This window comes from Sodalis sp. dw_96, assembly GCF_018449575.1.
Classification (GTDB): domain Bacteria; phylum Pseudomonadota; class Gammaproteobacteria; order Enterobacterales; family Enterobacteriaceae; genus Acerihabitans.
In genome coordinates this window covers 20651-31938 of sequence record NZ_JAAVUT010000032.1, presented here as the reverse complement: position 1 = coordinate 31938, position 11288 = coordinate 20651, and the positions used below count along the sequence as shown (strand labels likewise).

The 11288-nt window shown below is 51.9% G+C and carries 11 protein-coding genes and 1 pseudogene; 8 read left to right on the top strand and 4 right to left on the bottom strand.

All coding sequences use genetic code 11. The features are described from left to right. Both HB631_RS25700 and HB631_RS25695 read right to left on the bottom strand, forming a co-directional pair. Nucleotides 1-996 (bottom strand): annotated as a pseudogene (locus HB631_RS25700) (hypothetical protein); the annotation flags it as partial. Between the two features lie 584 nt (nt 997-1580). Beyond that, on the bottom strand, nt 1581-2474 hold the full coding sequence (locus tag HB631_RS25695) for a DUF2076 domain-containing protein (RefSeq protein WP_213994026.1): 894 nt from the start codon (nt 2472-2474) through the stop codon (nt 1581-1583). Nucleotides 2475-2765: 291 nt separating this feature from the next. On the opposite strand from HB631_RS25695, the gene ydfZ reads away from it, so the two are divergent. From ydfZ to HB631_RS25680, 3 genes are all read left to right on the top strand, one after another. Beyond that, nucleotides 2766-2966, top strand: coding sequence for a putative selenium delivery protein YdfZ (ydfZ, locus tag HB631_RS25690; protein ID WP_213994025.1), 201 nt, complete (start codon nt 2766-2768; stop codon nt 2964-2966). A 346-nt stretch (nt 2967-3312) separates the two neighbouring features. Next, entirely contained in the window at nt 3313-3969 is a 657-nt protein-coding gene (locus HB631_RS25685) for an epoxyqueuosine reductase QueH (RefSeq protein WP_213994024.1), read from the top strand. Between the two features lie 323 nt (nt 3970-4292). Further along, the gene (locus HB631_RS25680) at nt 4293-5501 is read left to right on the top strand and encodes an MFS transporter (RefSeq protein WP_213994023.1); all 1209 of its coding nucleotides are present in this window, start codon (nt 4293-4295) and stop codon (nt 5499-5501) included. 21 nt (nt 5502-5522) lie between these two features. On the opposite strand, the gene HB631_RS25675 is transcribed toward HB631_RS25680, so the two are convergent. Continuing rightward, nucleotides 5523-5726: a hypothetical protein gene (locus HB631_RS25675; protein ID WP_213994022.1), complete on the bottom strand. Its 204-nt coding sequence runs from the start codon at nt 5724-5726 to the stop codon at nt 5523-5525. An 82-nt stretch (nt 5727-5808) separates the two neighbouring features. On the opposite strand from HB631_RS25675, the gene HB631_RS25670 reads away from it, so the two are divergent. The 5 genes from HB631_RS25670 (at nt 5809) to ppnP (ending at nt 10292) form a co-directional block, all read left to right on the top strand. After that, nucleotides 5809-7350, top strand: coding sequence for an FAD-dependent oxidoreductase (locus HB631_RS25670; protein ID WP_213994021.1), 1542 nt, complete (start codon nt 5809-5811; stop codon nt 7348-7350). A 541-nt stretch (nt 7351-7891) separates the two neighbouring features. Further along, complete coding sequence (aroL, locus tag HB631_RS25665) at nt 7892-8422, top strand: shikimate kinase AroL (RefSeq protein WP_213994027.1); 531 nt, start codon at nt 7892-7894, stop codon at nt 8420-8422. Between the two features lie 123 nt (nt 8423-8545). Further along, nucleotides 8546-8737, top strand: a complete 192-nt coding sequence (locus tag HB631_RS25660) for a YaiA family protein (protein ID WP_213994020.1) — start codon at nt 8546-8548, stop codon at nt 8735-8737. 387 nt (nt 8738-9124) lie between these two features. Further along, a complete protein-coding gene (locus HB631_RS25655; RefSeq protein ID WP_213994019.1) occupies nt 9125-9895 on the top strand; it encodes a helix-turn-helix domain-containing protein in 771 nt (256 codons plus the stop codon). 106 nt (nt 9896-10001) lie between these two features. Then, nucleotides 10002-10292, top strand: coding sequence for a pyrimidine/purine nucleoside phosphorylase (gene ppnP / locus HB631_RS25650; RefSeq protein ID WP_213994018.1), 291 nt, complete (start codon nt 10002-10004; stop codon nt 10290-10292). Nucleotides 10293-10348: 56 nt separating this feature from the next. Here ppnP and rdgC read toward each other — a convergent pair whose 3' ends face one another. Further along, entirely contained in the window at nt 10349-11260 is a 912-nt protein-coding gene (gene rdgC, locus HB631_RS25645) for a recombination-associated protein RdgC (RefSeq protein WP_213994017.1), read from the bottom strand. Nucleotides 11261-11288 lie beyond the last annotated feature (28 nt).

Sequence of the window (11288 nt, the reverse complement as noted above, 5' to 3'; positions counted from 1 at the left end):
TTTTCCCGCCAGGGCCAGGGTGCCGTCATTAACGGTCACGTTGGCGATAGTGGGGGCGAGCTGGCCTGAGAGCAGCCACTCACCGGCACCGTTTTTGATCAGCGTCTGAAAATTGGAAATATTACTTGGCAGGATATCAGCCGTTGACGAAGGATCAACGGAGCTTTCAAGGATTAGGGAATTCATGCCGCCACCGCCGTCGATGTCGTCACCATCTATAACCGAACCGGGTTCAAGCGTGATATTATCATTTCCGGCACCCAAAATGATTTCGCCCATAATTCGACCGCCGGTACGATTGGTTAAAAAAACATCTCCATCAGTAAGAGCGCTGTCGATAACTATCTTAAAAACAGCTCTCATGGCGATAGTTCCATAGTTGTCTATAGTATTGTCGCCAACGTTATTTTCAAACCGAATTGTCGGACCGCCAGCGCTTAGAATCATACCGTGATTGATAAGGGTATTGCCTGCTCCGATGATATGCACAGCACCATTATTGAACCTATATTCATCACCTTGCGCCTGTATCAGCGCCCCAGACTCCACCGTTAAGGTGGTATTGTCATTGAATTCAATTGTATTCTCGCCACGCCCCCAAAAGCCGGCATATTCCGGGGCATGAGATGCATTTTGCACCACGGCATTTTCCTGCAGTGTGATGGAGGAATTTGAGTCAAGGCTAATGGCGCTTGACTCGCCGGTATCGATTCGCGCGTTAGGCTCGACGTTAATGGTCACATTATTCAACCCAGGCCCGATGCCGAGGGTGTTGGTTTGCACCGACGAGGTATCGCATATAGTGGTGACTCCATCCGCCGGCGCGGGCGCGCAAGCCGCTGACGCATTGTCAGATGTGGCATATAAACCTAGCGTTATGGCCGAGGCAATGATATTAAATTTGTTTATTATTTTAATTCTGGAAGGTATTGTTTTATTAATGTATAAAGATAAGGGACGTAAAGACGAAGAAGCCACTTGATTTTTTTTACACATAATTATCAACCCCTATAACGGATATGATATGAATTAGTTTGATTTAATGGTTTATGAAAAATTAATATTCCCGGCTATTAATGGATGATTCGGGTGCTGAGAGTTGATATGTAATAATACTGATTTTCTTATATCTGTATCCAGTGCCGTTCTCATAAAATTAACCTATGGCGAGTTTCATTTTTTATGACTGGTAGGAATACTCCGCTTCGTTAGAATAAAAAATATCGGTTAAATATGGTTTTTGCTTTCAAAATGTTTATGAATGCTACTGGTAAAAGCTAAAATGTAAAACTTATTGTAAGTTAATAGTTTTTCATTTTCTAGCAAAATTTACATGGAGAGAGAGTATTCATGGTGGGAATTGAAATTATCCCAAGAAACGTCATAAGCAATGAGTATCAGTCTGGGAGAATGTGAGAACGAATAGCGAAAGAAACGCACTGGCTGGATAAAATAAAGCCCCGGCTTAACGAACCGCGCCGCTATCAGCCAGCGTCCGGCATTGGCGGTGCGGGTTCAGTACCGGGGGTCCGTTATCGCCAGCGACCTGTCGTTGGCGATTTTTTTACGCGGAACCGCTATCAGACAAAATTATCATCGTCGTTGAAGTCATCGTCGGCGCCGAAGCTGTCATCCGTGCCGAAACCGTTATCGGAGCCGAAACCATTGTCTGAACCAAAACCGTTGTTATCGGCACCAAAACCGTTATCGGAGCCGAACCCATTGCCAGTTTTGTTGTAATCGGTATCGCTGCCGGCATTATCGCCACCCAGATAGTTATTGTTCCCCTCCAGGAAATGGCTGTCCGAGACATCATTAAAGGTGTCGAGGTTGTTGCTTTGGAAATCCTGATTGGTCAGGGGATCCGTGGCGGCGGTATCCATGGGCTGGTCGATAACATTAACTATCTCCTCCGGCCGGCTGTTATGGAACATGCCGGTGAGCATATTCCCCAACACCACGCCGCCGGCAACCCCGGCCGCGGTTTGCAGCGCGCCGGCCATAAAACCGCCGCCCCGGGGAGGAACCGGCTGCTGGCCATAGCCGGGAGGCGGCGTTTGGGCATAGCCGTTATAACCGGGGGGCGGGGTTTGTGCATAGCCGTTATAGCCAGGGGGCGGCGTTTGCTGTGGTGAATTGCCCCAGGCATTGGACGGTTGCGACGGTTGCTGTGGTTGGGCGGCACGGGAACCGCCGCCGAACAGATTGCTGAGAAAACCGCCGCTGGGAGCGGGCGGTGCGTTTTTCAGCTCGGTCATTTCGTTTTCAAGCTGTTGTACCCGCTGATGCAGGCGTTTGAGCGCAGCTTCCTGAATCAAAATAGACTGCGCCATATAATAGGGTGCCGCCGGCTGCTGGCGGATAAATTCCTGGATCTGCCGATCCGCGTCGGCATCACGGGCGCCGGATTGCTGTTCCGCCTGTTTCAGGCGTTGAAACAGCCCTTCAATAAGACGTTGCTCTTCAGATTGCATGGCTTTTGACCTTTTGACATGTTCAGGTTCGCAGAAGGCTGCATTACCTTTAAATTTAGTCTGTTTATCACTAATCATAAAGGCGGTGAGCGTAAAGGTTTGCAGAATTATGTTACCAGCTAACATATTTTACCTCTGTCGGCGAGTAAAGGAGGCGCCAAGCGGGTTTGCTGCTAGTTGGCAAGTGGTCACTGACTATTAACCGCTGTTTTTCATGATATAACTCAAAATATGCCGCAAACCGCAGTCCTATGCTGGGTATTAGTTTCGTGATAAAAATTGGAGGAGTGTATGATTCACGTTTATGACAGGAATCGGAATGCAATCATCCCTGGTCAGAAAGTCATGATTGCCGCTACCGGTGAGACATCCATTGCCAAGGCCGTGCACGCGAAGGGCTTATCCCCGGCGGAGGCCGAGCGGGCAAAGTGTGTGGAGCTGCAAAATACCACGGAACTTTATGTTCCTTATGAGTTGATTCGCCTGGCCTGAAAATGGCTGGCAGCGGGTCCGGCCTTTTCTGGGCAGTCCCTTTAACATGCTCGGTTCACGCCGCGGTGATAGCGGGCTTACCGTGCCATGAGGCACTCGGTCGGGCGCAAAAACCACGCCCGATTCGACCTCATTGGCACGCTTTCCCTTTAACACGCCTGGTCCAGGCCGCGGTGATAGCGGGCCAATTATGCCGGTCGGTATCTGCGGCAAGGGGGCCGGGTGTATTTGCTTCCCTCGGTGCCTGAACCTTTCTTAAACGCCGGTTTCGACGTCAACCCGTGTCCTTGGCGTTGTGCTATATTTCTCCCCATCTGTTATCCGCTCTGCCTGAGAGAAATCGCCCATGGCCGAATCCAGCCGTCCGATGCTCCAACTCCCCAACCAGGCCCATAAGCTGCTGTTGCATTCCTGCTGTGCGCCCTGTTCCGGTGAAGTGATGGAGGCGCTCAGCGCATCGGGAATTGATTACACTATCTTCTTTTATAATCCGAATATTCATCCCCAGCGGGAATATCAAATCCGCAAAGAGGAGAATATTCGTTTTGCGCAAAAACACCGGGTGCCCTTTGTGGATGCGGACTATGACAGCAATAACTGGTTCGCCCGGGCCAAAGGCATGGAGCATGAACCGGAGCGCGGGATCCGCTGCACGATGTGTTTCGATATGCGTTTTGAACGCACCGCTCTTTACGCCTTTGAACAGGGATTCAGCGTTATCTCCAGTTCATTGGGGATTTCCCGATGGAAAAACATGCAGCAAATAAATGATTGCGGCAAACGCGCCGCCGGCCACTATCCCGGCATCCATTATTGGGATTATAACTGGCGCAAGCAGGGCGGCTCATCGCGCATGATTGAGATCAGTAAACGGGAACATTTCTATCAGCAGGAATATTGCGGCTGCATCTACTCCCTGCGTGACAGTAACCGGCACCGCACATCTTTAGGACGGGATATCATCCGTATCGGGACGACATATTATGGCGACGAAAATAAATAAAATTTAAGGGCGCTACCGCTTTTTCGACTTATCTGGACGGTCCGGGCTGCATGGGTGTTAAAAATGTTAATTTAATGATCGTTCTTGACAGCGATCATTAATAATTGTTTAATCCTTCCAATCATTCCGCCGTGACAATTTTCTGTATTACTCCAAGCGTATGGATAATTAAGTCATTCATACCGGTTCAAATGCATTTCATTCCCTGTTCGATGTATCTCATTCCCGATTCGATCTGTCCTGCCTGACATTCTTCTATAGTGGTGCCATTAAGCCCGGTCCAGGGCAACAATTTCAGAATAATGGTTACTACGAGGCAGAACATGATGACTCAACAATCCAATTATATTCGGTGGCTGACCCTATGCGGCACCATTGTGACTCAGTTTGCCCTGGGATCGGTTTATACCTGGAGCCTGTTTAACAGTCCGCTGGCGGATAAACTGCACCAGCCCGTCAGCCAGGTGGCTTTTGCTTTCGGCTTGCTGAGCTTGGCGCTGGCGGTGGCTTCATCGGTGGCGGGTAAATTTCAGGACCGTTTCGGTGTGCGGAACGTGACCATCGGCGCGGGGGTCTTGCTGGCGGTGGGGTTTTGCCTGACCGCCTACGCCACTAATCTGGTGATGCTGTGGTTATGCGCCGGTATCCTGGTGGGATTGGCCGACGGCATCGGCTATTTGATGACCTTATCCAATTGCGTCAAGTGGTTCCCTGAACGCAAGGGGGTAATTTCCGCCTGCGCTATCGGCGCTTACGGCCTGGGTAGCCTGGGTTTCAAATATATCAACAGCCAGCTGCTTGCACGATACAGCCTGGAAGTGACTTTCGAACTGTGGGGACTGATTGCCATGCTGATGGTCATCGCCGGCGGATTGGTGATGAAAGACGCACCCCGGCAGGAAACCCAGAAAGTGCTGGCTGCCCACGATCTGACCCTGGGGCAATCCGTTAAGGTGCCGCAATATTGGCTGCTGGCCCTGATGTTTTTAACTGCCTGCATGAGCGGTCTTTATGTTATCGGCGTGGCGAAAGACATTGGTGAAAGTCTGGTTCACTTATCGGCCATGTCGGCTGCCAATGCGGTAACCATTATCGCCATAGCCAATCTCGGCGGGCGTCTGGTCTTGGGCGTTCTTTCCGACAGAATGCCGCGGATACGGGTTATCACTCTGGCACAGGTGGTGTCGTTGGCGGGGATGGCGGCGTTAACTTTCGCCCCTCTCGGACAAACATCATTTTTTATCTCCCTGGCCTGCGTCGCCTTTAGTTTTGGCGGCACCATCACGGTCTATCCTTCCCTGGTGAGTGATTACTTCGGACTGAACAATCTGACCAAGAACTACGGTGTGATTTATCTCGGCTTCGGCGTCGGCAGTATTATCGGTTCCATTGTCGCCTCGTTGTTGGGTGGTTTTATGGTGACCTTTCATTTGATTATGGTGTTATCGATTATTTCCCTGGTCGTCTCGTTAACGCTGCGTCGCCCCGGCGAAAAAGGCCGTTTGGCGCTGCGGCAGGCAATGAGTAAATAACCGCCTCCAAAAAAATTCTTTTTAACAGCCCGCTTTTCGCGGGCTGATACTCCTTACGACCGTCAACGCCCTGCGTTGGGTAAACTCATCCTTCAATAACGTCAATGCCCTGCGATGAACAACGTCATCCTTCAACAACGTCAATACCCCGCGATGGACACCCTCATCCTTCAATAGCGTTAATACATCGTCCCGGCGTCCCGTATCCCCCGACTTTCCACCCATGAATTAGCTGCTAGGCTTAACGATAGTCCTCTAAAGAGTACGGTTTTATAAAAATGATTTTATAAAATAGAAGGAGCATATCGTGGCCTATCAAAAAGTGATGTCGTTATCCGCTTTGCCGGAGCTGGAATCGAAAAAAGTCAGCATGGACGAAACAGATATTCTGCTCATCAGGAAGGGCAATGAGGTTTTTGCCCTTGAAGCCACCTGTCCCCATTCCGGAGCGCCGCTGGAAAAAGGCGCGCTCTGTGAAGGGAAGCTGATATGTCCCTGGCATAAATCCGTATTTACCATTGAAGAGGGGGCGCTGTGCGAACCACCTTCCCTGCGCGCCTTGAAACGTTATCCGGTGAAGGTGGAGAAGGGTGAAATCTGGCTGAATCCCAAGGCGTTGCCCGGAGCCGCACCCCTTGACGAGCTTGACGACCAGCAGGCGATCGTGGTCTTGGGTTCAGGGGCCGGCGGCAGCGCCGCAATCAAAGCGTTGCGCGAGAAGGGGTATACCGGCCGGTTAACCGTGATCGAACGCGAAAAACAGGCGCCTTATGACCGTACCGTACTGTCTAAATTCGTGCCTCAGGGGGATATGTCTATTGATGAGGTGCCCTCTTTGCTTGACGAAGATTTTTATAAAAAGCAAAAGGTCGAACGTATCACCGGCAACGTGGAAGAACTCGAGGTGAAAAAACATCAGCTGCGGCTGGATGACGGTACCGTTGTTCCCTACCAGCATCTTTTGCTGGCTACCGGCGGTGTTCCGCAGCGGCCGGATCTGCCGGGTAAGGCGCTGTTGGGTATCGAGGTCTTGCGCAGTTGGGAGCAGGCGGCCGCCATCATCGCCGTGGTTGAGCAAAAGCAGCGGCTGGTGATTATCGGCAATAACTTTATCGGCATGGAGGTGGCGGCGGCTTTTCGTAAACAGGATATCGATATTACGGTTATCGCCAAACATGACCTGCCGTTTGAAAAACAGTTCGGCAAGGATCTGGCAAGCTTTTTCCGCCGGCGCCATGAGGAAAAAGGCGTGAAATTCATTGAAGGGGAGCCGGCGTCTTTCGACGGCAAGCGGCATGTGTCGGCGGTGGTGTTGAAAGATGGCCGACGTATTGATGCAGAAGTGGTATTGCTGGCCACCGGGGTTAAGCCCGCCACGGATTTTATCCATGATTTGCCGCTCAATAAAGACGGCAGCCTGACCGTGGATCAATCCATGGCGGCGGGGCACGATATTTTCGCCATCGGCGACATCGCCACATTCCCCCTTAACGGTCAGCCCACCCGCATCGAGCACTGGCGCGTGGCGCAGCAGCATGGCCGGGTCGCCGCCGGCGTCATGGCGGGTCTGGATGAGAAATATGATTCAGTGCCCTTTTTCTGGACTCAGCATTATGGCGTGCGCTATGAATACCTGGGTCACGCGGAGAAATGGGATGATATCGAGATTATCGGCTCGCCGGACAAAGACAAGTTTGTGGCGTTATTCGGTCTGAAGAATAAACTGGTGGCGGTGGTGGGGACTGGTCGCATGCGCGCTACCGGGACCCTTCTCATCAAGATGGCCGAACCGCTGACCATGGACGAGGCTCGTAAAATAGTCGATGAGGTTGTCGAGCCAAAAAGCTGATTTCCAACGTTATTCGCCGGGCCATGTCGTACCCCATGGCCCCATAGAGAGTTATAGAGCGGTTTATAACATGTAATGTTATAGAGCACCGTAAAAATGCCGTTCGGTCCGTTGCGCCGGCTGCTCCGCCAGGTAGCGCCGCTGAATAAGCCGTACTAGCGTGCCATGCCGCCAGCGCACCGGGTATAACCGGTCCGCCGGCATTGTTTACCCCCCACATTCGTCCCGACCCCGCGCTTTTGTCCCCTCTCCGCTGTGCCGGATGTCTTTCCGGCGGACATTTTTTATCGCCGCACAGGACAACCCCACAAAAAGTATGTTATTTAATGTTTCTTGGTTCTTGGACCCACATCGCCGGCAAGAACCATTCGGTATGCTGTCGGTCTCGGCCGGTGCCGGCAAGGCTCGACTGCGGAATGTCGGCGGGAAATGCTCCGCTGGACTTAACCGACCGTTGCTGCCAGTATTGCCGTCGGTTTTTACGGGTCGAACGGAACTGACCGTTCGATCACAGCTTTCAGTGAAAAAGGATATGCAGTTGATTACACAGCCCATTTTTATGATTGGTGCTAGGGGATGCGGCAAAACCACCGTTGGCCGGGAGTTGGCGCGGGCGCTGGGGTTTCAGTTTACCGATACTGACCTGATATTGCTGCAGTCCACCGGTCTGAGCGTGGCACAAATAGTGGAACAAGAGGGCTGGGCGGGATTCAGGACTCGCGAAAGCGACATATTGCATGAGTCGGCAAACGCCGGCGGCAGTCAGGTCATCGCCACCGGCGGGGGAATCGTCTTATCGGAAACTAACCGGCGGTTCATGCGGGCCGTCGGTACCGTGTTTTATCTGTATGCCCCGGCGGATGTTCTGGCCCAGCGCCTGGAGGCAGTGCCGGAAGAGGATCAGCGTCCCAGCCTGACCGGCCGGCCCATCGCCGAGGAGATAACGGAAATATTGCTGGCGCGCGAGGCATTGTATCAGGATGCGGCCCATTATGTGCTGGACGCCAGTCTGCCGCCGCCGGATGTGGTTTCAGCCATCATGCAGCGGCTTTGCCCTTGCGCCGCCGGCTAACAACTTGTCCGGCGCGGAATATTGCCGGCTGGACCCCGGTTACCGGATTTGCCCGCGCCAGCGAAACTTTCAAGACTAGCCTATACTTATTTACCCGACCAAATCATAAATAAGGGAGTGATTATGGCGAGTAAACCCCCGTATCCGCGTGAAGCGCAGATTGTAAAGAAAGAAAAGGGATTGCCTGGAAAATCCAAAGAAGTCTATGAATTACGGGCGGATCATCCGCGGCCTAATACGCTGATCAGCGAGCATGATTCCGAGCAGGAAGCGCTGGACGCCAAAAACCGGTATGAGGATGAAGATAAATCCTGATAGCGAGCTAGCGGGCAGGGCTGTACGCTATCAAATACCGAAGGTTCAGGTTATTTTACCTGAACCTTCGGTAAATAAGTGTTTAGCTCATTTTTAATAAGTTTGTATTTGTATTACTTTTGCTGAATAAAACGCCGCCGCTATCAGTAAATTGAATAATTCCTCCCTATTTATCAGCACCGAGTAATTCACTGTATTCAAGTTGCCTCTCCGGTTATAACCGCAACTTGGCGTGAATAAGGTCGTTTTTATCGCCCTTAATGGTTTTCGCACGCTATCTTTAACTGCGGGTTTAGGGTGTGAAAAAATATTGTCTTGACGAGAAGCAGCGGACAATTTAATGATTATTCAACCTGCCTGTAAAATAAACGAAAATGAAAAATAATCATGTCGACCTTAGAAAATGCATCAGCGGTATTAAAACTGTTTACCCATGAAAGTTCAGTGTTAGCACGCCAGGGATTATCTTTCAGCGACGTGGCCAGTAGGCTGCCGTTGCCGAAAAGCACACTGTCACGATTATTGGTGGCCATGGAAGATCAGGGTTTATTGGTTCGTAATCCGGCGAATCGACTCTATTCCGTGGGTGATTTGCTGCTGGCGGTGGGCAGCCATCATCGTGCAAAACAATTAACGGATGCGGCGGCGCCCGCCATGGCGACCCTAGCTACCGAGCAGGGCTGCGGCGGTATGATTTGCCTGCTGGATAAAGGTTACGTCCGCATCGTATCAATATTTAACGGCTGCCCCCACCGGCCGGTATCCTATGCCGACGGGCAGCGGTTACCGGCGGCGCATACCGCCGTCGGACGCGTTCTGCTGGCCGGCTATTCCGAGCGTGACGTCATCGATCGATTGGTACCTGGCGCGGCGTCCCGTACCTCTTTTTCACAACATGGGTTAACCGGTTTATTAGAACGTCTCACGGTGGTTCGTCGCCAGGGATGGTCTTATGCCCGCAATGAAACCCGGCCCAATCAGAGCGCGCTGGCGACGTCGCTAACCCATCCCCTGCGCAATGAAAGCGTCGGTCTCTGCCTGACTTTTCCAAGTTTAAGCGACAGCAATGAGTTCCCGTATCAACTGTTAGACCGGCTTAAATATGTGACCCGGGCACTGGCGGAAAACATGGGCGACCCGAGTTGGCGGCATAGATGATTTTTCTGCCGGCTTACCGTCATTTTTCAGCATTAAGACGTGACAAATCAATATTTCACCTTTTACTATGAATAACTTAAATTATGATCGATACAGGAAATGATCCATGCTGAATGTAAATGAGTATTTTGCCGGGAAAGTGAAGTCCATTGGTTTTGACTCCGCCAGCATTGGTCGCGCCAGTGTCGGTGTTATGGAGGCAGGCGAATACACATTCACCACCGGCAAGCCGGAGGAAATGACCGTTATCAACGGTGCGTTGAAAGTGTTGATCCCCGGAGCGCACGACTGGCAGGTGTTTATGCCCGGCGAGATGTTTTTTATCCCCGCGAAGAGTGAGTTTTTCCTGCAGGTGGCTGAAGCCAGCGCCTATCTGTGCAAATACCTGAGTAAATAGCCGGAATACATCACCCGAAAGGGAGGGCCGCCCGGCGGCACTCCCTACCGCTTGACCTAACGCTGAGCCTCGCCGCCCAGCGCCGTTGTCAATTGGCTGATAAGCTCGGACAGTTCTCCGGTCATTAAAATAAAATCCGCATCAAAACGCTGTGCGAAATCTTCCCGGTCTATATCGTCATTTTGCTCACGCAGCGGCTCGGAGAATTTAAGCCTTTTCAAGGTGGCGTCGTCCGCCAGGACAAACTGAACCCGCTCCAGCCAATCAAGCGCCAGTTTTGTCACTACCTTACCCGCTTCGATATGCGCGGCGATTTCGTCGCTGGCGAGGTCCTGTTTTTTACAGCGGATGATACCGCCGTCTTCCAGCAGAGCCTTCAGTTCGGCCTCGTCCTGTATGGCGAAATCCGCCGGCGGCTCTTTACCGCGAACCCACTGCGTCAGGGTCAGCTCAATAGGGTTTTCCAGGGTGAGGGGCACCACCGGCAGCGACCCGATGGATTTGCGCAATAATGCCAGGGTGTCTTCCGCTTTTTTGGCGCTGGCGGCATCGACAATCACCCAGTCTTTTTCCGTATCAATCCAAAGAAATGTCTGGCTGAAACGGCTGAAGGCGCGAGGCATCAAGTTGAACAATACCTCCTCTTTCAAGGTGTCCTTTTCGGTTTTACGCAGCTTACGGCTTTGGTCCGCCTCCAGCTTTTCTATCTTGCCCTGCAGCTCCTGTTTTACCACCGACGAAGGCAGGATTTTCTCCTCTTTGCGCACGCAAAGCAGGATATGCCCGTTGACCGAGTGGGTCAGGGCATCGCTTTTGTCACCCAGCGGGGAAACCCAGCCGGATTTCGCCATATCCTGGCTGCCGCAGGGAGAAAACGCCGAACCTGCCAGCTGTTTTTCCATTTCTTCCGCCGACAGCTCAAGACTGCGGGTCAAGCGGTAAATCATAAGATTCTTGAACCAAAACATATTTTTTATATCCCTGACCTGGCGCGCC

Bases quoted from the DNA above. Each gene is read 5' to 3' on its own strand.
- HB631_RS25695 (WP_213994026.1), bottom strand. From the start codon at position 2,474: ATGCAATCTGAAGAGCAACGTCTTATTGAAGGGCTGTTTCAACGCCTG.
- ydfZ (WP_213994025.1), top strand. From the start codon at position 2,766: ATGATTCACGTTTATGACAGGAATCGGAATGCAATCATCCCTGGTCAG.
- HB631_RS25680 (WP_213994023.1), top strand. From the start codon at position 4,293: ATGATGACTCAACAATCCAATTATATTCGGTGGCTGACCCTATGCGGC.
- HB631_RS25660 (WP_213994020.1), top strand. From the start codon at position 8,546: ATGGCGAGTAAACCCCCGTATCCGCGTGAAGCGCAGATTGTAAAGAAA.
- HB631_RS25685 (WP_213994024.1), top strand. From the start codon at position 3,313: ATGGCCGAATCCAGCCGTCCGATGCTCCAACTCCCCAACCAGGCCCAT.
- HB631_RS25675 (WP_213994022.1), bottom strand. From the start codon at position 5,726: ATGGGTGGAAAGTCGGGGGATACGGGACGCCGGGACGATGTATTAACG.
- ppnP (WP_213994018.1), top strand. From the start codon at position 10,002: ATGCTGAATGTAAATGAGTATTTTGCCGGGAAAGTGAAGTCCATTGGT.
- HB631_RS25655 (WP_213994019.1), top strand. From the start codon at position 9,125: ATGTCGACCTTAGAAAATGCATCAGCGGTATTAAAACTGTTTACCCAT.
- rdgC (WP_213994017.1), bottom strand. From the start codon at position 11,260: ATGTTTTGGTTCAAGAATCTTATGATTTACCGCTTGACCCGCAGTCTT.